This is a genomic window from Rhodoglobus sp. G.S.23, from assembly GCF_056675935.1.
The window spans coordinates 2023487-2049752 of the sequence record NZ_CM155237.1 but is presented as its reverse complement, the minus strand read 5'-3'; the positions used below and the strand labels follow the sequence as shown (position 1 = coordinate 2049752).

25 protein-coding genes are annotated in these 26266 nt (G+C 59.4%); 17 read left to right on the top strand and 8 right to left on the bottom strand.

Features of this window, described 5'->3' with window-relative positions; translation table 11 throughout:
* Positions 1–3: 3 nt before the first annotated feature.
* Positions 4–444, bottom strand: a complete 441-nt coding sequence (locus tag AC1ENN_RS09985; RefSeq protein WP_449647123.1) for an Hsp20/alpha crystallin family protein — start codon at positions 442–444, stop codon at positions 4–6.
* Between the two features lie 152 nt (positions 445–596).
* Positions 597–875 (bottom strand): hypothetical protein, encoded by a 279-nt coding sequence (locus AC1ENN_RS09980; protein ID WP_449647122.1) that lies wholly within the window; start codon positions 873–875, stop codon positions 597–599.
* Between the two features lie 13 nt (positions 876–888).
* Between AC1ENN_RS09980 and AC1ENN_RS09975 the strand changes: the two genes are divergently transcribed.
* The 7 genes from AC1ENN_RS09975 to AC1ENN_RS09945 all read left to right on the top strand — a co-directional run bounded on the left by AC1ENN_RS09975 (position 889) and on the right by AC1ENN_RS09945 (position 8407).
* Positions 889–1182 (top strand): hypothetical protein, encoded by a 294-nt coding sequence (locus tag AC1ENN_RS09975; RefSeq protein ID WP_480391084.1) that lies wholly within the window; start codon positions 889–891, stop codon positions 1180–1182.
* Positions 1183–1511: 329 nt separating this feature from the next.
* Entirely contained in the window at positions 1512–2525 is a 1014-nt protein-coding gene (locus tag AC1ENN_RS09970) for a TIGR03557 family F420-dependent LLM class oxidoreductase (RefSeq protein WP_480405981.1), read from the top strand.
* 38 nt (positions 2526–2563) lie between these two features.
* Positions 2564–3400, top strand: coding sequence for a coenzyme F420-0:L-glutamate ligase (gene cofE, locus AC1ENN_RS09965; RefSeq protein ID WP_480405980.1), 837 nt, complete (start codon positions 2564–2566; stop codon positions 3398–3400).
* Positions 3401–3438: 38 nt separating this feature from the next.
* Entirely contained in the window at positions 3439–3795 is a 357-nt protein-coding gene (locus tag AC1ENN_RS09960) for a PLD nuclease N-terminal domain-containing protein (protein ID WP_449647118.1), read from the top strand.
* A 26-nt stretch (positions 3796–3821) separates the two neighbouring features.
* Positions 3822–4817: an AAA family ATPase gene (locus tag AC1ENN_RS09955; protein ID WP_449647117.1), complete on the top strand. Its 996-nt coding sequence runs from the start codon at positions 3822–3824 to the stop codon at positions 4815–4817.
* Positions 4818–4827: 10 nt separating this feature from the next.
* Complete coding sequence (locus AC1ENN_RS09950; protein WP_480405979.1) at positions 4828–6198, top strand: DUF58 domain-containing protein; 1371 nt, start codon at positions 4828–4830, stop codon at positions 6196–6198.
* Positions 6185–8407 carry a transglutaminase TgpA family protein gene (locus tag AC1ENN_RS09945; protein WP_480405978.1) on the top strand — a complete coding sequence of 741 codons (2223 nt, stop codon included), beginning with the start codon at positions 6185–6187 and terminating at the stop codon, positions 8405–8407. The genes AC1ENN_RS09950 and AC1ENN_RS09945 overlap by 14 nt, the downstream gene beginning before the upstream one ends.
* On the opposite strand, the gene AC1ENN_RS09940 is transcribed toward AC1ENN_RS09945, so the two are convergent.
* From AC1ENN_RS09940 to AC1ENN_RS09930, 3 genes are read right to left on the bottom strand one after another with little or no spacing between them, the layout of a single operon-like run.
* Positions 8404–9189, bottom strand: coding sequence for an ABC transporter ATP-binding protein (locus AC1ENN_RS09940; protein ID WP_449647114.1), 786 nt, complete (start codon positions 9187–9189; stop codon positions 8404–8406). The two genes, AC1ENN_RS09945 and AC1ENN_RS09940, sit on opposite strands and share 4 nt — an antisense overlap.
* Positions 9186–10196, bottom strand: a complete 1011-nt coding sequence (locus AC1ENN_RS09935; RefSeq protein ID WP_449647113.1) for a putative F420-0 ABC transporter permease subunit — start codon at positions 10194–10196, stop codon at positions 9186–9188. Before AC1ENN_RS09935 ends, AC1ENN_RS09940 begins: the two co-directional genes overlap by 4 nt.
* Positions 10189–11163 (bottom strand): putative F420-0 ABC transporter substrate-binding protein, encoded by a 975-nt coding sequence (locus AC1ENN_RS09930; protein ID WP_480391078.1) that lies wholly within the window; start codon positions 11161–11163, stop codon positions 10189–10191. The genes AC1ENN_RS09935 and AC1ENN_RS09930 overlap by 8 nt, the downstream gene beginning before the upstream one ends.
* 186 nt (positions 11164–11349) lie before the next feature.
* On the opposite strand from AC1ENN_RS09930, the gene AC1ENN_RS09925 reads away from it, so the two are divergent.
* The 10 genes from AC1ENN_RS09925 to AC1ENN_RS09880 all read left to right on the top strand — a co-directional run bounded on the left by AC1ENN_RS09925 (position 11350) and on the right by AC1ENN_RS09880 (position 21048).
* On the top strand, positions 11350–11994 hold the full coding sequence (locus AC1ENN_RS09925) for a YceD family protein (RefSeq protein WP_449648187.1): 645 nt from the start codon (positions 11350–11352) through the stop codon (positions 11992–11994).
* Positions 11995–11996: 2 nt separating this feature from the next.
* Entirely contained in the window at positions 11997–12200 is a 204-nt protein-coding gene (rpmF, locus tag AC1ENN_RS09920; RefSeq protein WP_009772721.1) for a 50S ribosomal protein L32, read from the top strand.
* Between the two features lie 26 nt (positions 12201–12226).
* Positions 12227–12928 (top strand): ribonuclease III, encoded by a 702-nt coding sequence (rnc, locus tag AC1ENN_RS09915; protein WP_449647110.1) that lies wholly within the window; start codon positions 12227–12229, stop codon positions 12926–12928.
* Positions 12929–12933: 5 nt separating this feature from the next.
* Positions 12934–13815, top strand: a complete 882-nt coding sequence (gene mutM, locus AC1ENN_RS09910; RefSeq protein ID WP_480405977.1) for a bifunctional DNA-formamidopyrimidine glycosylase/DNA-(apurinic or apyrimidinic site) lyase — start codon at positions 12934–12936, stop codon at positions 13813–13815.
* Positions 13816–14018: 203 nt separating this feature from the next.
* Positions 14019–18818 (top strand): RHS repeat-associated core domain-containing protein, encoded by a 4800-nt coding sequence (locus tag AC1ENN_RS09905; protein ID WP_480405976.1) that lies wholly within the window; start codon positions 14019–14021, stop codon positions 18816–18818.
* Entirely contained in the window at positions 18815–19240 is a 426-nt protein-coding gene (locus AC1ENN_RS09900) for a hypothetical protein (RefSeq protein ID WP_480405975.1), read from the top strand. Before AC1ENN_RS09905 ends, AC1ENN_RS09900 begins: the two co-directional genes overlap by 4 nt.
* Before the next feature lie 189 nt (positions 19241–19429).
* A complete protein-coding gene (locus AC1ENN_RS09895) occupies positions 19430–20011 on the top strand; it encodes a hypothetical protein (protein ID WP_480405974.1) in 582 nt (193 codons plus the stop codon).
* A gap of 56 nt (positions 20012–20067) precedes the next feature.
* A complete protein-coding gene (locus AC1ENN_RS09890) occupies positions 20068–20457 on the top strand; it encodes an RHS repeat-associated core domain-containing protein (protein WP_449647102.1) in 390 nt (129 codons plus the stop codon).
* Positions 20396–20536: a hypothetical protein gene (locus AC1ENN_RS09885; protein WP_449648221.1), complete on the top strand. Its 141-nt coding sequence runs from the start codon at positions 20396–20398 to the stop codon at positions 20534–20536. The genes AC1ENN_RS09890 and AC1ENN_RS09885 overlap by 62 nt, the downstream gene beginning before the upstream one ends.
* A 62-nt stretch (positions 20537–20598) precedes the next feature.
* Positions 20599–21048, top strand: a complete 450-nt coding sequence (locus AC1ENN_RS09880; protein ID WP_449647101.1) for an immunoglobulin domain-containing protein — start codon at positions 20599–20601, stop codon at positions 21046–21048.
* Between the two features lie 185 nt (positions 21049–21233).
* Here AC1ENN_RS09880 and AC1ENN_RS09875 read toward each other — a convergent pair whose 3' ends face one another.
* From AC1ENN_RS09875 to AC1ENN_RS09865, 3 genes are all read right to left on the bottom strand, one after another.
* The gene (locus AC1ENN_RS09875; RefSeq protein WP_480405973.1) at positions 21234–22808 is read right to left on the bottom strand and encodes a zinc-binding metallopeptidase family protein; all 1575 of its coding nucleotides are present in this window, start codon (positions 22806–22808) and stop codon (positions 21234–21236) included.
* A gap of 69 nt (positions 22809–22877) precedes the next feature.
* On the bottom strand, positions 22878–24560 hold the full coding sequence (locus AC1ENN_RS09870) for a thiamine pyrophosphate-binding protein (RefSeq protein WP_480405972.1): 1683 nt from the start codon (positions 24558–24560) through the stop codon (positions 22878–22880).
* An 8-nt stretch (positions 24561–24568) separates the two neighbouring features.
* Positions 24569–26251, bottom strand: coding sequence for an amidohydrolase (locus AC1ENN_RS09865; RefSeq protein ID WP_480405971.1), 1683 nt, complete (start codon positions 26249–26251; stop codon positions 24569–24571).
* Positions 26252–26266: the final 15 nt, after the last annotated feature.

Here is a 26266-nt window from a genome sequence, read left to right as displayed (position 1 = left end):
TGACTAGCTTGTAACGGCGACTGTCTCGGACGATCGAGCCTGGTTCGCGGAGTTGGTGCTGACCTCAATCTTGCGAGGTTTTGCCTTCTCCGACACCGGGATGATGACGCTGAGTACGCCGTTGTCGTAGCTGGCGCTGATGTTTTCGCGGTCAATGCCGGCGCCAATGCTGAACTGGCGCAGGTAGGACCCGTAGCGACGCTCCTGCGATAGCCACTTGGCTCCTTCGCGCTCGCCGGCGGTGCGTTCGGCACGAATGGTAAGCAGCTGGCCATCGACGTCAACGTCGACGGAGCCGGGGTCTACGCCCGGAAGGTCGGCGGTGAGAACGTACTCGTCGGCCTGACGGTAAAGATCCACGGGCATGGGCTGGGTGCCGACGCGGGACTGGGCTGCAGCGGTGAGCCGGTCGAGTTCGGCAAAAGGATCAAATGACAGTGTCATGGGAAACCCCTTTCTCAAAGTTGAGTCACGGTGACTCAATAATCAGAAATTAGCACTCTCACCCCGAGAGTGCCAAGTCATTTCGCTCACAGTTCGCTGATAACGAAGCGACCGTCGCCGGAGCGATCCGGCGACGGTCGGGTGCGGCGCAATCATCGGATGATGAACCGCGGATAGTTCTGCTCAGCGCGAGTCCGGGCTAAAGCCAGGCGCTCGCGACGGAGTTGGTGTTCGGCCCGGAATTCAGCGGTTGCGATCAGTCGAGCCCGGTGAGGACGGCGGCTCCACGTGATGAGCGCAACGCCGAGATGCAGAGCAATTCGGTCGATGAGTCCCACGCGGTGCGCCGAAGTTGGGCGCGACTGGGCGTTGTTGCTGGGTTCGGGCGGATGGTTAGGGCGGTCCTTAGGGGCCGCCAGAGTTGTGTTCATGAGGTGATCTTTCGTGACAGAAGCTGATGCGGAAGGCGCGCAAAAGCGCGCCGGTTCGGGTGGCGACCCAACGTCATCCCTCGGCGATCGCGAGTTGCAGAAGAAGGAGAGATCATCGCGATGCGCTGGCGCTCCAGATGAGGTGGGCGCAGACTCGTCAGTCGAACGCAGTCTCGTGATGATCGAGTTGAGTCGTGTGCTCCGTGAGCGCCGCCACCGTCAGAACCGGTTGGCGGAGATCGCTAGCCGGTTAGGCGGAGAGGGTGCCGACGGAGCCGGCGATAGTCGGAATCATTCCGATAGTTGAAATAAACACGCGAGGCTCCTTTCGATTGTTGGCGTTTGCTCAGTGTAGAACTATCGCCAACTGAGAATCAAGACCCAATTTGGCGACGATCTATTGCCGGTGCTGCCGGTGCTGCCAGTGCTGGTCCATCAGGACGGGGTTGCCGTCTGGATCTTCGAGAACAATGCTGGCTGGGCCTTCGGTGGAATCATCCACACCGTTGATAATTGCCGCCGTTCTTCAGCATGAGCCAGCCCGGTGAACGGCCAAGTATCCGGTCAGCGGTTTGGGAATTCGCTGGTTCATCCGTTGTGACACGGCAGAGGCGCAGTCCGCGCGACAATAGACAGATGCCCGCCTCCGTTTCTGCGCCCCACATTGGCTATGCCGCAATGCTTGAGCGGTTTCATCCGCGCGACGTGTTGGCGTTTGCCCAGCACGCCGAATCACGCGGCTTTCGTGGGGTGATGGCCGCAGACCACTATCAGCCGTGGACGCCGCAACAGGGCCAAGCTTCCTTCGTGTGGAACGTGCTGAGCGCGCTTGGCCAAACCACGATAGGTGACTTAGGCACCGGAGTCACAGCGCCCACATTTCGTTGGCATCCCGCGATGGTCGCTCAGGCATCGGCCACTCTTGCCGCAATGAATCCGGGCCGGCACTGGCTGGGCCTTGGCAGTGGTGAGGCCATTAACGAACATGTGGTCGGCCAGTACTGGCCTGAAGCGCCCGAACGCATCAACCGCATGTTTGAAGCCGTCGAAATCATCAAGAAACTGTTCGCCTCGGGGCTGGCAGGCAAAGATGTGCGCCACGATGGTCAGTTCTACCGGCTGGAGTCGACTCGGCTCTGGACAATGCCCGAGACCGCACCCGAGATCTTGGTCGCCACCGCCGGTCCCGTCGCAGCCAAACGCGCAGGGAAAACGGTTGATGGGCTCATCACCGAGGCCGCGCCGCTCGAAAAGATTGACATGCTGCTCAAACGATTCGCTGAGGGTGCACGTGAAGCCGGCCGTGACACTGCACAGCAGAGCCGCGTCTTGAGACTGCATCTCAGTTGGGCGGACACTGACGAGCAGGCGATGAAGAACGCCATCACCGAGTGGCCTAATGGTGGTCTGCGATTCGCAAAGAACGACATCCGGTCACCATTCGAGCTTGAACAACTCGCCCGAATGGTTCGTCCTGAAGACTTTGAAGGCCGGATGCCCGTCAGCGCGGATCCTGACGTGCACCGTGCCTACATCCAGAGCTACCTAGACCTCGGCTTCGACCGCATTTACCTCCACAACGTTGGTCGAAATCAGCGGGAATTTCTTGATGTTTTCGGTCGTGATGTGCTTCCCGCATTGCGCAAATAGTGTCGCGGTTGCCAATGCCGCAGACTAGACACGTGAGAATGAGCGCCTGGGCCGTGCCCGGCATCCCCGAAATTATGTCCGGTGACGACCTCGTGCAGGTGATATCGGCGGCATTGATTGCCGACTCGAACGATTCGCCGGACGGTGGGCTTGAGGATGGCGACATTCTCACGGTCACCTCCAAGATTGTGAGCAAGGCCGAGGGTCGCGCAGTGAAGGCGGCTGATCGTGAGCAGGCAATCACCGACGAAACCGTTCGTGTAGTGGCGTCACGGGAGCACCCCAACGGTGTGACCCGCATCGTCGAGAATCGCCTCGGGCTGGTGATGGCTGCGGCCGGTGTCGATTCGAGCAATACGCCCGACGGCATCGTGTTATTGCTTCCGCTCGATCCCGATGCGACTGCTCGCCAATTGTGCTCGGCGCTTCGTGAACGCTTCGGTGTGCGGATTGGCATCATCATTACGGATACCGTTGGCCGTCCGTGGCGGCGAGGTCAAGCCGATATTGCGATTGGTGCTGCGGGCATCCGCGTTCTCGATGACCTTCGCGGCACCTCTGATGCGTCGGGGCGCCCACTTGCCGTCAGCGTTACTGCCGTTGCCGATGAGATCGCTGCAGCGACAGATCTCGTGAAGGGCAAGGCCGGGGGATTGCCTGTTGCTGTGGTGCGCGGCCTTGCGCAGCACGTAGCTGAGATCGATGTGCCGGGAGCACGTTCGCTGGTGCGCGTTGGCGCGGACGATATGTTTCGGATGGGCACCAAGGAAGCGTGGTTGGCAGGCTTCGACGAAGCTCACACCGATGTTGACGTCGACGGCGATACTGGCCTCACTCGCGGCCAGCCCAACCGGGCCGGCAGTAAAGAAGATTAATACTCGACTGTGAGTCTGTTTGCCCCTATCCTGATCCCATGGGGAGTCTGATTTCGCTTGCGTTCTTCGCGTTGCTCATTGCGGTTCTGATCGACATCATTCTGATCGACGAATGGCGCATCAAGCACTTAGGCAAAATTACGTGGATCTTCTTGGTGATCTTCCTGCCCCTGATCGGCAGCATCCTCTGGTTCGTGCTTGGTCGCGAATATGCTCCGGCCACGCAGTCCAGCAGTTTCGGCGCTCCCCAACGTCGCGAATCTTTGCCCCCGCTAGACACAAGCAACACCGAAGCTGAGCTGGCCAAGCTCGATGCGGAGATCGCATTTTTTGAGAATCAAAAGAAAATTCGCGATCTTGAAGAGAAGCTCCGCGAGCGTAAGCAATTGCCGTAGTGCTCTAGCGCTGGCAGACTCAACGAATGGATGATGTGACTTCCACACCGATGCCCGATGACGTGTTCCATGATCACTGTGCTGCCATTGTGCGCAGTGTTTCGACGGTGATCGACGGCAAAGCTGATGCCGTGCGCTTGGCGCTTACGGTACTTCTGGCGGAGGGCCATCTCCTCATTGAGGATGTTCCCGGAGTTGGCAAAACCATGCTGGCCCGGGCGCTGGCCCGCACTGTCGACTGCTCTGTTTCGCGAGTTCAGTTCACGCCAGATTTGCTACCCGCCGATATCACCGGTGTTTCGGTCTACAACCAGAACACGCGTGAGTTCGAATTCAAAAAGGGGCCGGTATTTGCGAATATCGTGATCGGCGACGAGATCAACCGGGCCAGCCCGAAGACGCAGTCTGCGCTCCTCGAATGTATGGCGGAGTCGAGTGTGACGGTTGATGGCCACACTTACGAACTGACGAGCCCATTCATAGTCGTTGCCACGCAGAATCCGATCGAGATGGAAGGAACGTATCCGCTGCCCGAAGCGCAGCGAGACCGTTTCATGGCGCGGATTTCGATGGGGTATCCGGATGCGGAGTCCGAGTTGGCCATGCTGAGGTCGCGCGAGCTCTCGAGCCCACTTGATTCGCTAACGCCCGTTGTGAGCGTCGAGCAGTTGCGCGACTTGATTGCCACGGTGCGGCGAGTATTTGTCAGCACCGCGGTGGAAGAATACGCCGTTGCTATTGCTCAGGCGACGCGTCGTGATCGTGAGGTTCGGGTGGGGGCGAGCCCTCGGGCAACGCTTCACCTTGTGCGGGCGGCGAAGGCCAGGGCGGCTATCGACGGTCGCGATTTTGTTCTTCCGGATGACATTGATGAACTCGCCGTGACTGTGCTCGCGCACCGAATGATTCCGGCTCGCCATGCTGGTGACACTGCTGCGGTGCTCTCGGGTCACTCGATCGCCGATGTGATTGAGCGCATTGTGGCTGAGACTGCCGTTCCTGTTATCGCTGCCGCTTCCTAGATCACTCATCATGCCCCGCGCAGACTTTCGGCGATCTATCCGCATCATTCTTGGCGGTGCCCGTCTGACGCGCCGAGGAATTGTCTTCGTGGTGTGGGGGATAGTGACGGTTCTTCTGGGTTTCGGCGTTGGTATGCCAATTTTGTTATATGTCGGATGCTTCGCGGTTGCGTTGCCCCTTGTAGCGCTGTTGTTTGTGCGAACTCGGGAGTCGGCGCTGAGCGTTTCTCGTCGTTTTTCGTTCCCCGTTGTTGAGGCGGGAAACACCACTGCGGTAACCCTGCGCGTTGATAATCATTCACAGCGAGCGACTTCGCCTGTGCGGTGGCGAGATGCGTTGCCGTGGCGGCCCTGGGTGACAGACAGCGGTTGGCTTCCGCGGTTGTCGGTCAAGACTCGCTTGGCGAGTGACCGCAGCGCGGCGCAATTGAGTTATTCATTGACGCCAGCCAGCAGGGGAATTTTTGAGATCGGTCCTCTCGTCGTTGAGGCAACTGATCCATTCGAGCTTGCGTGGGGCGCCTGGAACGTTGGCTCCGAGTCCTCGCTCATCGTGACTCCGCGGGTCGCACAACTCGCAACGAGTGCGCTTGTTGCTCAGTCGGGTGATGGTGAGGCACGCGTTGTCCAGCGCCGGTCGGCCGGCGATGATGACGACGCAATGACGCGCGAGTACCGGCGCGGCGATGCGATGCGCCGGGTGCATTGGAAAGCATCCGCCAGACACGGCAGCTTGATGGTTCGCCAAGAGGAGCAGCACAGTTATCCCGAGGCCCGAATCATTGTCGATACCCGACTGGAGGGTTATCCCGATGCGAGTCGGGCAACAGCGCTGCGGGCTGTTGGCGGCGACCGGGTATCGCCGGCGCACAGTGCCCGCTTTGAATGGGTTGTTGGCATGCTGGCATCCGCGGCGGTGCAGTTGCGTCGAGAAGGATTCCTTGTTCAGATCATTGAAACGGGGCAATCGCAGCTGACGGATGCCGCAACGCTGCACCGCAGATCGTCTGCTGAGCAAGAATTGCTGACTCGACTCGCGGCTCTGGCTCCGATTGAAACGCCGGCCGACTGGTGGGGTGACCCTGCATCTCGTTCGTTCGCGCGTGGTCCGGTCATCGCGTTGGTTGCACGGCCTGAACCGGCGACGATTGATTACCTCGTGAGTCAATCGACCAGCACTGTGCTCGCGGTGGTATTCATTGTGGAATCGACCTCTAGTTTTGGCGATCGGGAGCGGACGAACGCACCGCAGCGTCCGCCTCTCGCTGTGGAGCTTCGTGCCGCAGGCTGGAGAGTCATCTCGGTGCAGTCGTTTGACGATGTCGCTGACGCCTGGAATCTGTTCGTCGCGGAATCGATGGTGGCGCGTGAACGTCACTGATAGCGCACGTTTGGCTAGCATCGAGCGCCACACCTACCGGCTTCAACTGTGGTCGATGGCCGGTGTCATGGCGTTGGCTGTTGGCATCGCAGCCGGCAGCCTTGGGGCCGTGCTGACGGAGGGGGCATGGTGGTTCCCGTTCATGGCAATGGTGATGGTGATGTTAGCCACCGCCGCTGCGGTTCGCGGTGTGACCAAGCGTCGTCTTGTCGGCACGATGGCGGCCTTCCTCTCTGGCGGAGTCATTCTCATCCTGATGTTTGCGGCCGACACGGCGATTGCCGGGATCATCCCGACGGGCGAGACTTTTGCCCGCTTTGCGCAACTCGTCAGCGACGGCGATGAGTCGATCGCGAATCAACGTTTTCCTGCGGATGCCGAAATTGGCATCGTCTTTCTGATCTGTTTGGGTGCGCTAGCGGTGACGCTCGCCATGGATGTTGCAGCCTTCGTGCTGCGCAAACCGGCGTTAACCGGCATCCCGTTGTTGATTCTGTTGCTGGTGCCGAGTCTGGTTCGCAGCGAGTTGCATGATGCTTTTGTCTTCGCGACGACGGCGCTGGCGTATGTCGCGATCTTGTTGGTTGCTTCTCAACGGGCCAGCGTGCGCACAGCGTGGCCTTTAGTGGCGGTAGCTCTCGTGATTTCGCTCATCGTTCCTGTGTTGCTGCCAAGCGTTGAGCCTGCGGTTGACGCGGGAAGTCGTCCTGGCCTGATCTCGACTGGCGTGAATCCCATCATCAACCTGAGCAGTGATCTGCGGCGTAACGCACCCCTGCTTGCCCTGCAGTACACCGCTGAGGGCACGGGCGAGTACCTCCGGGTTGCCGCCCTCGACACGTTCGACGATGACACGTGGCGGCCATCGGAGAACGACGATGCACGTAGTGATGCGATTGACACGTTCCCCGAGCCTGCGGGGCTTACGCCAGAGGTGCCGCGCAGCGAAAACATGATGCAGATCGAAATTGAGCGCATCCGAGGTAAATATTTGCCTGTTCCCTATGCGACGTCTGGCATTTCGGGGCTGGATGGCGACTGGAGTTGGGAACCAGAGGGCCTCACCGTTTCCACTGTGGATGCCAACTCAAAAGATCAAGCGTATGAAGTGTCGTTCGTCACACCAGCGCCATCGATCGAGCAATTGAAGGCGGCTCCGACAGTGCTGCCAGACGGTTTTGACAAATATCTGGCGCTACCCGAAACGCTACCGGCCGTTGTTGGCGAGACGGCGCTTGACGTGGCTGGTGACCTGCCTACGCGTTTTGATCAAGCGCTCGCTCTTCAGTCGTTCTTCAAAGACACCGATTTTGAGTATTCCGAGAGTGCGCCGCTCACCGATGACTATGACGGTTCTGGGGCAGAGGTCCTCGCCGAGTTCTTGAGCGCGCGCAGCGGCTACTGCGTGCATTTTGCCTCCGCTATGGCGGCGATGGCCCGCACTCTCGACATCCCTGCCCGCGTCGTTGTCGGGTTCACGCCCGGTCAAAAGAAAGCAGATGAGGAAACTGACGAGATTCGGTTCGTCGTGACGACGGACAATTTGCACGCGTGGCCGGAGTTGTACTTTCCGACCGTCGGGTGGATCCGGTTCGAACCAACGGTCTCTGTGGGCACTGAGCCCCGGTTCGCGCAAAGCATCGTTGACGATCCCAATACGCCAGACGTAGATGAGTCCCAACCAGAGCCTGCCGCAACGCCAGCACCCACGCCGACAGCGACCTCCGGAGCCCGCCCCGATCTCCCTCTTGATGAGCAACCGAGTAGTTCACCGACTGGCCCCGCTGCGGTATCCCCGTTCTGGTGGTTGCTTCTCGCGCTACCGGTTCTCCTGCTGATACCAGCGCTCGTGAGGGCGATTCGTCGTGGGCTGCGCTTGACCGCCGTCTCTCGAGGAGGTGTCGCTCCGGCCTGGCGCGAAGTGCGTGACACCGCCCGAGATCTGGGGCTAGCCATTAGTGCAACCGCCACCCCGCGCCAGCAATATGAACAGATGGCAGCTCAGCTGGGTTCGTCGAGTGCGAGCGCACTGGCAAGCCTTCTGACCAGTGTCGAAGCTGCTGCCTTTGGTCCGCGCGCGACTGCGTTGCGACCGGCGGCTGTGAGATCGGCGCTGACGTCATTGAGGTCCGCTGCGAATTGGCGAGCGCGACTGCGGGCACGCTGGGCACCGCGCACAGCGTTTGGGCCGGTCGAACGGTCCCGCTAGGCGGGACTAAAACCAATGACCGGTTTGCCAGTAACCGGGTTGTGAAGAATTGAGGCTCGCACGCCGTAGACGTCAGCGATAAGCGCTTCAGTGAGTACCGTTTCGGTAGGGCCAGCAGCCACAACGCGACCGTGCGAGAGCACGATGATGTGATCGCAGTAGCTCGCGGCGAGTGACAGATCGTGCAACGCCGCCAGCACGGTAACCCCGGTGGTGCGGAGCTCTGCAAGCAGCTCGAGGACCGCAAGTTGCGCGGCAATGTCGAGGTGGTTCGTTGGCTCGTCGAGCGTGAGCAATTGTGGTTGCTGAGCGAGCGCCCGAGCGAGCATTACACGCTGCTTTTCGCCGCCAGAAAGACTCTGGAATTCTCGGCCCCGAAAGTCGGTCATACCCACGGTGGCGAGGCTTTCGGTGACGACAGCTGCTGACTCGGCGGAATCCGCTTCCCACAGTGACTGGTGGGGGAGTCGGCCAAGCTGCACAACCATGTCGACGGTGAGCGATGAGTCTGTGGTTGCATCCTGCTCCACAAACGCCGCCAAACGTGCGCGTTGTCTTCGCGGCATCCCGAGGAGGTTTTCTCCATCGAAGTGAACGGAGCCGGATGCCGGAACCTGCACGGCGGTAAGGGCACGCAACAGGGTGGACTTTCCGGCACCGTTTGGCCCGACGAGCGCGCTCAGCGAGCCGCGGGCGACGGTGCAGTCGACATTGTCGATGAGGAGGGTGCCGTCGATCGTGACGCTGATGCGTTCGCCAACGAGGCCATTCTGCTCGCTCATGTTGAACTCTTTCGACGAGTGAGCAGGAAGGCAAAGATGGGAGCGCCGATCATCGCGGTCACGATCCCCACCGGGATCTCTCGTGGATCAAAAAGCGTGCGGGCGAGCGTGTCTGCCCAGACGAGGAACACTGCCCCCAATAGTGCGCTGAGGGGCAACAGCGCTCGATGGCCGGGCCCGACGAGCAGTCTCACGGCGTGAGGCAAGATGAGTCCGACGAATCCGATGGAGCCGCTGACTGAGACCATGGCTCCGGTGACGAGCGCAGTCGCCGCGAGAAGCCCCCACCGCGTCGCGCTGACGTTGACGCCGAGCGACGCGGCTTGCACATCGCCAAACGCAAAAGAATCGAGCAAGCGCCCCGTGAGCATCACCGGGATGCCGACAACAATGATCGCTGTCATTGTGATGGCGACAGCGGGCCAGCGTGCACCGCTCAGCGAACCAAGCAGCCACGAAAGAACTTCGCGGTAGGAGTCACCGGTGACCGTCCAGAAGATCACAAAGCTCGTGATTGCGGAGGCGAGGGCCGAAACAGCAATCCCCGCAAGCACAGTGCGTGAGGGAGTGATCGAGCCAAGCGACCCGGCGAGCAGCAGCGTCAACGTCAGCGCAAGAAGTGCACCCACGAACGCCGCCAACGGCAAAAGGATGGCCGCGCCGAGCAGCAAAACCGAGACCGCACCAAGCGCAGCACCAGAAGACAGCCCGAGCAAATACGGGTCGGCAAGCGGATTGCGAGTGATTGCCTGCATAACGGCACCGCTTAGCGCCAACCCGGCTCCAACCGCAGCCGCAGTGAGCACCCGCGGCAACCGCAATTGCCACACAATTCCATCGCGCAGCTCCGTTAACGGGCTCACCCCGATGCCGAGATGGCTGCCGATTGACCGCCACACCTCATCAAATCGGATGTCGGCAGGCCCGATCGTCACCGCAATCGTGATCGACACCAGAAGTGCGACCCCAAGAGCGGCGCCGAGCGCGAAGGGAGAAACTTTAGCCATCGAGCTCCGCAATTTGAGCAGTCAAACTTTCTGCTGCCTCTACGCTGCGCACGCCAGCTTCACTTGCCGCGAAGGGCACCACGAGGTAACGGCCAGCCTTCACCGCGCTGAGGTTTGCGGTTGCGGGGTTCGCCTCGAGAACGCCGATCTTCTTCTCGGCACTGTTCCAGGCGGCATCCACCAGCACGATGAAATCGGGGTCAGCGTCGACTACGGCTTCCCAGTTGTATGGTGCCCAGGTGGCATCCACATCGGCGGCAATGTTGGTGAGGCCGACGGTGTCGAGCAACAACTGCGGGGCACCGATTCCGGCGCCAACGTAGGGGGTGTCAGACCCGGACGAGAACCAGAGTGCTGTGCGCGAATCACCATTGGCATCGATTGCTGCGAGTCGATCACGCTGGTCGGTGATCAGGTCGCTCGAATCGACGCGGAAAATTGAGGCAACAGTTTCGATGTCGTTAAACACGTTGTCGAATGTCAATTGTGCGGGCTGTTCAGCGCTCTGGCAGGCGGAGGGTGCCACAAAGGTGTTGATGCCGAGCGCGCTGAGGTCGGCACGTTCACCGGCACCATCAGCGCTGAATGTTGATTCCCAGCCGGCGAAGACTAGGTCGGGTTCACGGTCAAGCACGGCCTCTTCGCTGGGTACGCGCTCCGCGATCGAGGTGAGTCCTGAAGCTTCGGATGCCCATTCCTCGGGCACCGGACCATCCTGGAATGCGGTTCCAATGATGCGATCGCCGAGCCCGAGCGCCAGCAGCAGCTCAGTAGTGGACGACTTGATGGTGATTACGCGTTCTGGTGCGGAATCGAAACTCACATCGAAACCGCAATTGCTCAGCTCGACGGTGTCGGTTGAGGAGTCGCTCGACGGAGCTGTTGACGGGGTGGCGGTAGCCGCGCATCCGCTGAGAGCAAAAAGTGAGACACCGGCGACAAGCGCGGTGCGGGAAAGTACAGACAAAGGGGCCTCCGAAAAACCGTGAATTTCGGCGCTGGGCGCGCGGAACAGGGTGAATAGTGTTTCGAGAAGACCGGCAGCCCAATCCTGGGCAAACCAACCACGCCATACCAAGCGCACGGGTCTGTAGAAACCATCCTATTAGGGCGGAGATGTCATGGTCGCCCTTCATACGAGCACCGAGTGGCTGTGCGATCGCTGACCGGGGGCGACAGCGAGGCTGTTGCGAGGGTAGAATTGACGATCGTGTCTAGAATCAACGAGAGTCCGTATGCCGTGTTGGTGCGCGATCTCATGCACCGCCCAGGTGAGATGAGAGAGCACTCGCTCGACATCGTCGTACCCGAAACCTTTGGGACCACCGTAATTGAGGTTCCCCAGGGCGCGGAATTGTCCATCGATGGCCGTTGTGAATCACTTCATGACGGTATTTTGGTGGATGCCGTTGTCGCGGGAAAAGCTAAGGCAGAGTGTGTTCGCTGCCTCATTGATGTCACGCTGCCGGTTCGAGTCGAGTTTCAAGAACTTTTCGCGTATTCTGAGGACGAAGCTTTCGACTACACGGTTATCGACGAATACATCGATCTAGAACCTGTAGTGCGGGATGCGGTGGTTTTATCATTACCGTTCCAGCCGGTCTGTCAGAAGGATTGTCTTGGCCTGTGCCCTGAGTGTGGGGTTCGGTTGCTCGATAATCCAGGACACGAACACGAAGCGCCGATTGATGCCCGCTGGGCAGCGTTGGCTGGCCTCCAAGATTTCACGCAAGACTCGCACGATCACGATTTGAACGACGCGAACGATTCACCTGAGACCCAAGAAGAAAAGAGTTAGTCATGGCAGTACCAAAGCGCAAGATGTCGCGGGCCAGCACCCGCATGCGCCGCGCCCAGTGGAAGGCAACCCCTCCCACACTCGTCAAGACCGTTGAAAACGGCAAGACCGTTTACAGCCTCCCGCACCGCGCCAAGGTAGTCGAAGACTCCGCTGGCACGCCTCTGTACATGGAGTACAAGGGCCGCAAGGTAGCTGACGTTTAACTAGTTTCCTTTTCTCGGGTCACATCATGGCGGTCACGGGCTCTAGCGCACCGGCTGAGCTCTCCGCCGTGCTCGGGGTCAGTATTGACCCCGATTTGCTTGTGCTTGCGCTAACGCATCGCTCTTTCGCGTACGAAAACGGCGGCATTGCCAACAATGAGCGGCTCGAGTTTCTTGGTGATTCAATTCTTGGCCAGGCGGTTACGGTCAAGCTGTATCGCGATAACCCGGATCTTGATGAGGGCGACCTTGCCAAGCGCCGGGCTAGTCTCGTTTCTTCTGTTGCGCTTGCCGAAATCGCGCGCCAAATTGGGTTGGGCGCCTTCATCCGTCTTGGCAAAGGCGAAGAGCAGACTGGTGGCCGCGAAAAGCCGTCGATTCTGGCAGACACCGTCGAGGCGGTCATCGGTGCCGCCTACCTTGATCTGGGCGGTGACGAAGCAACTGCGCTCGTCTTGAGACTTGTGGCACCGCTGTTGGCTGATCCTGAACGTTTTGGCGCCGCCATGGACCCGAAGACGAGTCTTCAAGAGCTCGCAGCAAAAATGGGTCGTGGTGTGCCCGACTATCGCATCGAAGATAGCGGCCCCGACCATTCCAAACGTTTCCACGCCAGTGTTGTCCTCTCCGATAAGGTCATTTCGACTGGCGTCGGCTCCAGCAAGAAGCAGGCCGAGATGGCCGCGGCGCTCGAAGCCTGGACCCTCCTCCAAACCGCAGTGAAGTAGCTGGCGTGCCCGAACTTCCCGAGGTTGAAGTTGTGCGCGCAGGGCTCGAACCGGCCGTCACTGGCGCGATGGCGGCATCCGTCACCGTCTTTGACGAGCGCTCTCTGCGTCGCCATGAGGGGCCAAGCGAAGACTTTGTCGACCGTCTGACCGGCCGCACCTTTCTGACGCCTCAGCGCCGGGGCAAGTTCATGTGGCTGCCTCTCGCCGATAGCGATGAAGCGCAAGATGAAGCGCTCGTCACGCATCTCGGCATGAGCGGGCAGGTGCTTTTGCGCGATCGGAGTACGGATGACCGGCTCACGCGCATCCGCATCGAACTTGATCATCCTGACCACGGCGCACTGCGCCTCAACTTTGTCGACCAACGTATTTTCGGCTCGATGGCGATCGACAGCATGCTGCCCACCGTTGATCAGCCCGCTTTCGCGGTGCCGAGCCAAGTCGCTCACATCGCGCGTGATCCACTCGACCCCTTCTTCGATGATGCGAAGTTTTTGCGGTCGCTGAAAGCTAAGCGCACGACGGTGAAGCGGGCGCTGCTCGATCAGACCCTCATCAGCGGGGTCGGCAATATCTACGCCGACGAAGCGCTCTGGGCCGCGCGTGTGCACTACAACCAGCCCACCGAGAGCCTCAGTCGCCCGAAAGCCATGCAGTTGCTCGCCGAAGTGCGGGCGGTGTTCACCAAGGCCCTCGCCGAGGGCGGCACAAGCTTCGACACCCAGTACCTCAACGTGAACGGTGAATCGGGCTACTTCGCCCACTCGCTCAATGTCTACGGCCAGCAGGGGCGGGCGTGCCCGCGCTGCGGTCGCGAGGTCGTGCGCGAGAGCTTCATGAACCGGGGTTCGCACTTCTGCAAGTTCTGTCAGCGCATTCGTTGAAGGTTGTTCGCGATCTATCGCGCTTGATTTGTGGCAGATATCACTGTCAGTTATGACTGACTGCTGAAGATTCCCGCGGCTTTGACCCCTGTAGTGGGGCAGAATAATCGATCCACAGCTATGTTGCAGAAGCAACTTTTCTTGTATTTTTCTCATGTCGGGTGTTCGTATTCCCGCAGACAGAGGGTTGAGCGAATACGCTGATGCGTCCGATAGTTCTCGCCACGGCGTTCTTGCTTGTCATTGGTCAACTTGCTTTTGGGCTTACTGTGCCCGCACACGCAATTGCTACAGGCACAATCTCCGGGCATGTACTTATCGATGGGGCCCCGAACGTGTACCCGGGGAAACCAAACACCGTATCGCTGTATCAGGTGGTCGGAGTCGAAGACGTAGTGCCGGTGTACCGAACAGTTTCGCTGGACGTGAGCGGTAATTACGCAATTACTGGGATCTCACCCGGCACGTACACATTGGCCTTCCACTTTGGGTACGACTCGAGCAATGTCGGCGAAACGTACGCGCGGACCCAGTTTCTTGGTGGGGGCGCCGCTCCGCTTACTGGCACGAGATTCGCCCTGGCGGAAGGCCAGAACCTCGTACTGGACGACGAAGACGTGAGTCCATCTGGCGCAATAACTGGTCGAATGACAGACACCGCGGGAACGCCCCTCGCCGGATACGCCGTGCTGTACCAATCGGGCAATCGTGACAGCGAAAGTAGCTTAGTCGTAAGCGCTCGCATCTCCGCAGATGGAACTTGGGCCGCACGTGAACTTGTGACTGGCCCTTATTTCGTCGCCTTTACAACTTATGAGGCACGCGGAGGCACGTACTCATATCGCGGATACAACGGCGTAGTAGCTCCGTCGACTCCCTTCCAAACCCAGTGGTGGGAAGAGGCCGATTCGATTCGGGCGTCAACTCCCGTCTCGTTGACATTCCAAGGACAGACGATCAACGGGATCTCTGCGAAACTCGCGATACCCGGACCTCCGCGGGAACCTCAATGGGCAGGCGAAAAAGTTGGGGGGAACAATCCAGCTCAGAGTTCTTGTAGCCAGGCCTGCGGACAAGCTGACCCCGTGAATACGTCCAATGGTGAGTATTACGAGACCTTGACCGACCTTGCGATAAGCGGCATAGGGCCGGGGGTCGTCGTGGGTCGCAATTACTCATCGACGTTAGCAGCTGTTTCAAGCCCGTTCGGGTTCGGTTGGAATGCAAGCTTCTCAGCGCATCTGGTTGCAAGTTCTGAAAAGGCGTCGAACGGCCGGCCTGTTGCGGTGGATGTTATTCAGGAGAACGGTTCGATCGTCAAGTTTGCTCTCGATAGCACCAATTCTTACGTTGCTCCTGCTCGGATCAACGCTTCGTTGCTCTATAGCTTTGGCGATTGGGTCTATACACGCAATCAGAACGAAATTATCAACTTTGGCCCTGACGGTCGACTCGTGAATGTCAGCGACAGGCGAGGCAACACCGTTAGCTTTGAGCATGATCAGAATGGCGTTCTGACATCTCTGGTCGGCTCAGGAGATCGCCGGATTGACATCGGATGGTCTGGCTCGCGCGTGGCCAGTCTGACCGACCATGCGGGCAGGCAAGTTCAATTCGGGTACGACATCGCGGGAAACCTCGTATCAGTCACGAGTATGGACGGCAGCGAGACCCACTACGTATATGACGGCGCGCATCGCTTGACTCAAGTCATCAAGCCCGGGGGTGCCGCTACAACGAACACCTACGATACCAATTCACGCGTTGTGTCACAGAGTGACCCTGTCGGCAGAGTCACCACATTCGAATACACGCCTCCGACAACAACGGTTCAACATCCTGACGGATCCCTGACCGTCGATGAGTACTCGGAGGGCCTCCTCGTCGCGCAGACACTGGCCGCGGGGACGCCTGAAAGCGCTACCACCCGGATGTCATACAACAATGAAAACCGCCTGATCCGGCAGTCCGATGCACTGGGACGAGTCTCGTCGTACACGTACGACGAGCGCGGGAATCAGACGTCCATTAAGGATCCTCGCGGAGCCGTGGTTACGAGATGGTTTAGCTTCAATAGCGAGTTGATAAGTCAGCGAGATCAGCTGGGGAGGGAGGCCAGTTGGTCGTATGACGCAAACGGTGGAGTTGTAAGCGCTTATAGCCCGAGCGGAAGAACCCAAAGTTGGACGCGCAATTCTGATGGTTCGATCGCGTCTTGGACAGACGCGAATGGAAATGTTTCGACGTACCTTTACGACGATGCAGGTCGCGTCGTTTCCGCGACAGATGCCAACTCGCATACTGAGGCGACCGCATATGATCTCGCCGGACGAGTGGTGTCGACGACAAACGGGCTCGACGAGTCCGTCACGTATACACGCGATGCGATGGACCGAGTTTTATCCATCACAGACCCCATCAATCGAACTACCGCATTCACCTATGATCAGCGTGGCAATTTAGTTTCAACGCTCGATGCAAAGCAGCAGGTGACGGGGACGATTTACAACCTTGCTGATGAGGCAGTCGTAGTAACCAATGCGCGGGGAAAGACCACCACCCTCCTGTACACCCCTCGTGGACAGGTTGCGTCTGTTGTGGACTCACTTAGTCGAACGACTAGTTTTGGCTACAACCTCAGAGGAGAGTTGGTCTCCACAACCGACCCCCTGGGGCGCACTGCAATCAACGCATACGATGCAGCAGGTCAACAGGTGTCCACTACGTTGCCTAGCGGCGCGATAACATCCCGCACGTTCGACCCGAACGGCAATATTGCCACGCAAACTGACGCCAACAGCAAAACAACGTTGCAAATATGGAACGCCGACGGAACACTTGAGTCTGTAACTGATCCGCTCGGTCGGTATACGGCCATGCTCTACACACCCGACGGCGAACTCGCCGCGATCGAGTACCCCAACAACACCTCCGAGGCGTACACCTACGATTCTGCCGGGAATCGAATCTTGCTCATCAACGCTGATGGGGAACAGACTTCCTACACCTATGACTCCGCGAATCTCATGGTTAGTCGCACAGAGCCTGGCGGGCTAGTCAGTGGCTACGAATATGACGCCGCCAATCGCCCGTCGCGTGTGACTTCGCCTGATTCGTCTTCTATTACCTACACCTACGATGACGCCGGGCAGCGTACGCGAACACACTTCAGCGAGACTGGATCAACTGATGTTGTTGTCGCCTACGACGAGCTTGGGCGCCGAACAAGCATGGTCGATGAGTCAGGAACTTCTACCTACGTTTACGACTCGTCGGGAAACCTCACCGAATACACTGCAGCAGGTAGATCGCTCAGCTATGCCTACGACGACGCAGATCAACTGAGCGCACTCACCTATCCAGGGGTGAAGACTGTCGACTACACGTGGGACGCCGCTGGACAAATGACCTCGATGACTGACTGGGAGAACAGAACAACTACTTTCGGTTGGTCGGCTGATTCACAACTCACCAGTCAGACTCTTCCCAATGCTGTCACCGAATCACGAATATACGACCCTGCGGGCCAGACCAAAACGATCAAGACTGCAACCCCGTCAAAGACGTTGGGGACGTATACCTACAACTACGATGCTGCTGGGCAAATCACTTCGGATGTCAGCGCCGATGCGATTAAAGCGTCGCTGACTCGAGTATTCACCTACGATCCCATCTCGCAACTCACTTCGTCCAAATCTGGCACCGCAGCGAAACTCACTTACACTGCCACTCCGGGAAAGAACCTCACGAAGGTTGCCGACGGTACCAAGTTCACCTATAACGCCGCTCAGCAAGTTATCACTCAGAAACCGGTCAGCGGTGCGAGCACCGCGTTCGCTTACGACGCAAACGGAGCGCGAACATCCGCCATCGTTGCGGCTGCAGGCAGTACTCCTGCCCAGACAACGAGCTACGCGTACAACGCAGCCGATGCGCTCGCTTCTGTGGCGTTGCCGGGCTCGGCAACGGCGGTCACTTACACGGCTGATGGGGACAATCTCCGACAGTCGCGTACGAAGGGTGCGGCGACTACACGATACCTGTGGGATGTCAGTGGCAGTCTGCCGCTCTTGGTCGAAGCAGGCTCGACTAGCTATCTGTACGGGCCATCACACACTCCGCTCGCGCAGATTGATAGTGCTGGCAATATTGACTATTTGCATGCGGACCTTATCGGTTCGACCCGGATGACAACTAGTGGCTCGGGCGTGGTCACCTCGACTAATGCTTATGACCCGTTCGGTAAACGAACGCATACGGGAACTAAGGACTCTGCATTCGGGTTCTCCGGTAATTTGACTGATGTTGACACTGGTCTGATCTATATGCGCGCGAGGGACTACGACCCGAGGACGGGCCAGTTCCTTACTGTTGATCCTGCTCTTTACTTCACAGGTGAGCCGTACGCGTATGTCTCGAATAATCCGCTGTTGAGAATTGATCCCACCGGTCTGTGGGACCTTGTGTCTGATGTCATTGACCCTCTCGCGGTGAGCATGATGCGAGGCAGTCTGGCAGGCGCCACGAGCGCAATAGTGGGATTCGGGGATGGTGCAAGCCTTGGGTTCACCGACTTGTTCAGGGAATCCGCCGGTACGAACTGTGTCGTAGATAAAGGCAGTTGGTACTTCGGAGGTGGTGTCGTAGGAGTCGCCGGCATCACAGTCCTCAGTGGGCTCGTGTCTGGAGCCGCCCGCGCCGCTGGCGCGGCGAGAGTAGCACCCGAAATCAGGCCTGCAGTGCACGGCAACTCGCGGCTCAGCCCAAAAACTACGTTCTTGTACAGGTTATCGGACGAATCAGGCAACTACTTGAAGACGGGAGTCACGAGCAACCCTGGCGGAAGATACACACAGAATTTCCTATCGGACAAGAAACTCGAGTTCCTAACGAGCGGCCCACGGTCGAACATGCTTAACTTAGAGCGCTTCATCGTGGAGCGGGATCCAGGTCCCCTCAATTTCGAACGGTGGGCGGGCAGCTTTGCTAAGGATGTTCCATGAATAATATTCAATCAACTCCGGCGTTCTCGCTTGGGGTAGTCGTGGGTGGCACGAGTGCCGACTCCCGAGCATGGGGTGATGCAATAATGGAATTGGCGCGCAGGGTCAAAGAAGAAAGAGCCCAAGTCGAGTCCGCCCTGCGCGTGAACTTGGTCTTTCAGGTGCCGGGCGAGGTCCTCCCGGTGGATTTTTCAGGCGTCAGGACCGGGCGATACTCGCGAAACGAGCGCTTGCTCTTAATACAAGCCGCTGTTCCCCAATCGCCGGTACCGCTCGATCCGAAAGAAGTTCTTTTGCCACTGATTGCTGATTCGATTGAGCTTGCGGAGAAGTTCGCGCAGCGAAAAGGGATTATCAATGGACGGCTTGAGTCACTTCGTTCCCTGGCTATGCGTTTGAGCGCGGATAGTGGTTTTTCGTAGCCGGGAATGTCAGCCAGAGTCAGGCGATCGCGTGCTTGGGTTGTCGCCTGAGTTCGACCTCTACGTCAAGACTGGTGCTGAATTGACAAAATCTCTACTCACCGCGATTGCCAAAGGTGACATTGAGTTAAAGTTTATTCCATGACGCGCGAAAAGAGACGACCGCGCGGGACGACGGCCGGGGGATTCATGGCTGAATTGTCCACAGACACTGAGTTCATGGCTGCCTCAGCTGCTCGTGAATCAGCGCGCGAAGCGCATGCCGCCGAGTGGCGAAATGCTGAACGCCCTATAGTCAAGGCACTTCACTCTGCTGGTGTTGAGGTGGATTCGGTTTGGGATCTTATTAATACGAGCACGCCGTATCCACGCGCCCTGCCGGTCCTCATCGAACACTTAGAGCGGGGCAAATACCCTGATCGAGTGAATGAGGGCTTGGCGCGTGCGCTCGCAGTGAAGCCATCTGTTCAATATTGGGAACGTCTCGTAACGCTCTACAAGATGGCGAATGAGAGTGACGAGCGCGACGGGTTAGCAGCTGCACTCGCCGCATGCGCGACTAAAGAGCAAATTGATTCGCTCATTGAGCTGATCACAAGCCCATCAAGCGGCAAGAACCGAGTGTTATTTGTGAAGCCCATCTTGGCTCTCGCCGGAGCCAGGGGCGAAGTCCTCATTGATTCTCTGAAGAGTGATCCCGTAGTGGGCCAAGAAGCCACCGCACGTCGCGCAGAAACCATGAGGCGCAGGCGAACACGAAACAAGTTGTAGCCTCGGCGGCGACCGAAAATAATTGCTCAACCGATCAACATACTGGGTTAGCAGGTGTGGTCACCTCGACTAATGCTTATGACCCGTTCGGTAAACGAACGCATACTGGAACTAAGGACTCTGCATTCGGGTTTTCCGGTAATTTGACCGATGTCGACACTGGTCTGATCTACATGCGCGCGAGGGACTACGACCCGAGGACGGGCCAGTTCCTTACAGTCGACCCTGCTCTGTACTTCACAGGTGACCCGTACGCGTATGTCTCGAATAATCCGCTGTTGAGAATTGATCCCACCGGTCTGTGGAACTTTGTGTCTGATGATGACTTACGAAATCCCTCGGGGCACCCCGGAGCTCCATCCGAACGTAACTGGCGTTCGGATTATGGATCCTACGACGACCGGCAAGTATCCGTATCCGCAGGGCTACGCTGCTTACATGAATAAGAGCGGTGACACGGTTAATCCACTTAGTGGGGCGGGAATCGACCGTAACCACCCCTTTGCCCGCCTGCCGCTGCCATGATGAAGCTCCATGAACTCCTTGAATTTGATCCGGCACTTCGGAAGTGGCAAGCGAAGCCGGAAATGAATCCGTTGACGGAGGAACATGCCCTCCAAGAAGCGCAACTTCTCGAGGTGCGATTCGACGCTCTGAGACTGAAAGTTGGAATCCTTTTCGATCTTCGTATGGCGCTCCAACTTCGGGAAGCAACCACCGGACTACTTGTGGCTTCTGGTGTTCGGGACTTTTCTTGGTCAGGGCCGAGTCGCGATACCGCCATGACGTGTTGGACCATAGACGGCTCCGAGCTAGGTGGATCTTCTGATTCGTTCGAGCTGGTACTGGGCTTGTGGCCGCCCGCAGGAGAGTTGGTATTGCGCGCGGATTCCGCCGCCTTCTTTGCGGGAGATGTCACTAGTCTCCGCGGCTGGACTGAGGACTATATCGATCTCGATCGATCGGAGGTAGATGCTTACCTACCGCACTGGAACTCATCATTTTCGTTGGTAAGCGCAGTCTTTCGGGATGCGTAAGCAACGCAGGTAGACAGACGAGGAAATGCCGAAGATTTTCTGGCGCGCGGAGGATCGGCTAGCACATCACCATTCCAAGCCAAGTCGCTTTTCGAGGGTCTTCAGTGCGGCAGGAAACAAGCACGACACCATACTCGTGGTGCAGCTCGCTAGATCGCCAATGCCGGCAATCTAGCGAGCGCGTTTTAGCCCCAGGTGCGTGCGTCACCGCTGGTGCGGTAGTCGGGCCAGGGGAGATCGATCGGTGGCTGGAAGTCCACCGGCAGCAGGGCGGGCATCGGTTCGTCAGCGACTCGCTTGTCGAACTCGTTCTTCGCCTCGGCGAGGAGTGCGGGGTCAACCAGCAAGTCGATGAAAGTTCCTGCAACGGTCTTGCCGGCGGTCTCGATGGTGGGGTCGATCGTCTCGGGGATGCCGCCGAGAGCATTCATGACCCACCCCGGGTAGGCGCCTTTGCCTGGCGCAGGCTTGAGCGCGGGGCGTGAGACATAAAAGCGAACGGTCGGCGCGTAGTGCGTCATTTCGACGTAGTCGTCGCTTGTCCAGTTCTGCTGCCACGGGGCGAGGTGTTCGCGCAGTGCCTTCTCGGCATCCTGCGGGGTGATGAGCTGCTCGCATTCGTCGAGGAAAGGCTTCTCCATGGCGTCGAGCCCGAGATTGCGCTGAATCTCTTGAGCAACAGCGATCGCGTCAGCGCCGTAGCTGGGAGCGCCAACCGTCTCGAGGTTGTTGTAGAGAACGGTCGACATCGCGTGGTTGGTGCGACCGGGACGGCTGCGTGCCACCCAGGTCGTCTCAACATCGCAGTGCGCCATGGCACCGGCGTGCTCAGCGTTGCGGTCGAGCACAGCGAGCACGTGCTCCGCCATCTCGATGTTCGGCGTGCGCCACGAATACTGGATGCGGGCAACGCGCGCCGGCAGATTGTCGGCGGTTGCTTGACCGTCGAGCAAGATGGCGTCGCTGAGACTCCACCCTCCAAAGCTCGGGAGCATGGCATCCTGCATGATGCGCGACGAGGTGTACATCGACATCAGGGCAACGTTGGCGCCGGGAGCGCGTGCCGCAGAGTGCGAGGCCGGGATGGGGGAGTTGGGGTTGGCGTTGAGCTGCCACGACTCCGGCTCGTCGCAAATGAAGGTGTAGACCTTGCTGTAGTACGCACCACACTGGGTGTCCCAGCGGGCGGTGTTGCACAGCGGAAGCATGTAGAAGGGGTGGAAGCTCACGATGGCATCCACGTTGTCGTAGTAACCGCGCAGTCCATGAACGACCTTGGAGCCGTGCATCTTTTCGGCGGGCTCGCCCGTGTACTTGAGGGTGCCGGGGATGTTGTGCTTCTCCATGGCGTGCTTGGTGGCGAGCAGCCCGGCAAGAGTAGAAATGCCGAGCGCCGAGTGCGGGTCGGTGTGGCCGGGCGCGAAGCGGCTCATCCCCTCGCGGCTGTCTTCGGTGACGGATGCCGACTGGTTGTTGCCGGGCACCGCGTCGTATTCGGCGTAGCTCAACATCGTGGGCCCGCCCGTGCCGTTGGTCCATTCCGCGCTGAAAGCGGTCGGCATCCCGGCCGAACCTTCTTCAACCGTGAAGCCCTCGGTGCGCAGTAGCTCGACGTACCACTGGGCTGAACGGAACTCGCGCCAGGCCGGCTCGGCGAGCTGCCAAATGTGGCTGTGCCACTCGGAGAGGCGAGGCATGTTGTCATCCACCCACGTGCGGGCGGTGGCTTTAGCGTCGGCGGCGAGAGCGGATTCGGTCATGAGGTGATCCTTTTACTAAAAGAGAGCGTTCAAAAATTGGTGAAGCGGGGTGAGCGAGACAGTGGCCCGCTACGCGCTGGGCGCATCGAAGACAGCCAGCGGCACATGCACGAGAGCGAATCCCGGCGTAGCAATTGCTTGCGCAACGGTGTCGGTGAGTTGTGTCGGATCAGTGACCGAGAAGCCGTGACCACCGAAAGCTGCCGAGAGCACAGACCAGTTGGGTTGGGCCAAAACGACGCCAACCGGGGTGATTCCACGGTCACGCTCGTTCTGGTTGATCTCGGCGTAACCACCATTATCGACACACACGATAGTGAGATCGAGGCCCTGCTCAATGGCCGTGATGAACTCTTGCACCGCGAACATGAGGGCACCGTCGCCAACCACGCACACTACGGGGCGATCAGGTGAGGCCACCTTTGCCCCGATTGCCGCGGGCAGACCATAACCGAGGGTGGCATAGGCCGGCGTGTACAGGAACGAGTGCGAAGTGTCTTGACGCACAACACTCGCCATCCCGAAATACGTGATCTGTGAGGAATCACCCGCGATGATCGCGTTCTCGGGGATCGCATCGTTAATCAGGGCCGCCACTCGGTGCAGCGTCGGTGACACTTCTTGAGCTTCACGAACCGCGGTTTCGCGCACGGCGTCGAGTTCCGCAGCCGTTGTCGCGTTGCCCGTGATGGGCTGTGCCGCCAGAGCGTCGCGCAACTGACCAACGATCACCGCGCTGTCTCCCACCAGCCCGAGATCGCTGGCGACGTTCTTGTTGAGTTGCGACTCCAAGACGTCGATGCGGATGACCGTGCCAGCCGGCGCGATAACGCCGCCCCACAGCTCCGCTTCGCCCAGCTTTGAGCCAATGATGAGTACGGCATCCGAGGCATTGATGAGCTCGTGGATGACGGGCAAACGGATCTCGGAGGCCAGCGAAAGCGGGTGAGTCTCCGGAATCGACGCCTTGCCGTTGAGTGTTGTCACGACGGGCGCGCCCAGCGATTCGGCGAGAGCGGTGAGCTCGCTGCCGATACGGCTCGCACCGCCACCAGCGATGATGACGGGATGCGCGGCAGCGGCCAAGATCTCGGCGGCGCGTTCGACGGCACCGGCATCAGCGGCGGCGCGGGCACGCTCAGGGCGGGCCTGCAGCAATTCTTCCGGGCAATCGCTCGCTGACTCGAGCACATTGAGAGGAATCTCGATGTGCACGGGGCGCGGGCGACCATAGCGGAACAGCTCGAAGGCGTCGTGAACGGCGGTGACGGCATCCGTTGCGCTCGTCACTCGACGGCTCCACTCCACGATGGCGCCAGCGGCGCCCGTGGAATCTTTCGTCTCGTGCAGGGCGCCATTGTCGGCGAACTCGCTGCCTTCGGCGACGCCGGGGGAGATGAGGATCATCGGGCGGGATTCGCAATATGCGGTGCCCGCGCCCGACAGAGCGTTGAGCAGGCCGGGGCCGGAGGTGGTGATCACGACACCGGGCAGTCCGGTCTGCTGCGACCAGCCATCGGACCCATAGCTCGCGCCCTGCTCATGGCGAGTCGTCACCGGGTGGATGCCGAGTGCGCTCAGAGGGCGGTACAACTCGAGGTTGTGGGTTCCGGGAATCCCAAACACGGTGTCGATTCCGTAGTTGCGCAGCACCGTCATGATGGCAAGGCCTGCGTTGTTGACATCGACGCCCACGGCAGAGGCCGTTGCCGCAGCCTCAGCGGTGTAGTTGTCGTTCGTGGTCGTAGTCATCGCCGTGCTCACTTCGCTTCGGCGCTGTACTGGCGAACGCCATCAACCCAGGTTTCAGCGACAGCGATCTCGCCAATTTGGGCACATTCGGTTTCGAAAATATCGGCGGTGAGCACGGCAAAGTCGGCACGTTTGCCGACCTCGAGGCTGCCGAGGTCATCTTCGCGACCCAGAGAATAGGCGGCGTTGATGGTGTGAGCGCGCAACGCCTGTTCCCGAGAAATCGCGAGGCTGTCTGGGCCTAGCTGGGTGCCACGACGAGTGATGCGCGTGGTCGCCGCCTGAATGGCTTCGAGCGGGCGCGGGTCGGCGACTGGCGCATCCGAACTGATCGTGATCGGAACGCCAGCAGCAGCAAACTCGCCAAGAGGGTTGAAGCGCTCGCCGGGAGTGCCGATGGCCTGTTCAACACCCTCACCCCAGTTGAAGTGGTGCTGCGGCTGGTTGACGGGCCGGATGCCGGCCGTCGCCATCCGTGAAATGTGGTCGGCGGTGGGCAGGCCGCAGTGTTCGATGCGGTGCCGGGCGTCGCTGTCTGGGTGCTCGGCTTGGGCCGCTTCGATCGCGTCAACAACCATCTCGATTGCGGTCGGCGATTGCGCGTGGGTTGCCGTCTGGAGGCCAACGGCGTGAGCGCGGCTGATGAGCGCCTTGTAGTCGGCGGGCTCGTGGTACAGCTGACCGGTGCGGCAGGGGTCTCCGACGTAGCCGTCGGGGAAGTACGCGGTCCAGCCGCCGAGCGTACCGTCCGCGTAGAACTTGATGCCCGAGAAACTCAAGTGGGCGTTACCGAAGGCGCCGTGCATCCCGGTCTCGATCGCTTCCTCGAGCAAGTGAGACAGCAGATACATCGAAATGCGCGTCTTGAGCTGGTTCTCCTCGGCTAGGCGCAAGTAGGTGTCGAATTCGCGACGCGACACCTGGGCGTCACCGATTGTCGTGACGCCACCCTGAAGGAAGGCATCCTGTGCCACAGCAAGTTGGCGCACGTGCTCAGCCGGGGTGTCGGCGAGGTGAAAGTTGGGGCCATGATGGCCGACCTTCACTCCGCCGAGACCAGTCAGAATGTTGCAGGCGGCATCCGAAAGTTCGCCCGTGAGATCGCCATCGACATCGCGGAAAAATTCGCCACCATCGGGGTTCTTGGTGTCACGATTGATGCCAAAAAGTTCGAAGGTGTAGCTGTTGACGACACCACCGTGGCCAGAAGCATTCATGAGGTACACCTCGCGGTCGAGAGCGACCTCGTCAAGCTCGGTGCGATGAGGGTGACGCTGTTCGGCAAGATTGCGCTGTTCATAGCCGTAACCGCGAATCGGCTGGCCCTCAGGTACAGTGTCAGCCGCAGCCTTCAGAAGCGCGACAATCTCAGGAATGTTCGACGCTTTGTCTGGACCACAATCCACCCAGCTCATCAGCTGACCGAGCATCAACGGGTGAGCGTGCGCATCAATGAAGCCAGGAACAATGACCTGAGCTCCGAGGTCGACACGCGACGGCGACGCTGGTGACAGCTGTGCGGCCGCGTCGAGACATTCGTCGACGGTTCCGACCGCGGCGATTGTGCCAGCAAACATGAGCATGGCATCCACGACAGTGTTGGCGGCATCCAGAGTGTGGATGGCTCGCGCGGTCACTACCGTGGGGGTGAATTCTGAAAGTGGCACATCAAAGGCCGAAAGCTTGCGCATGAGTACTCCGGTGGG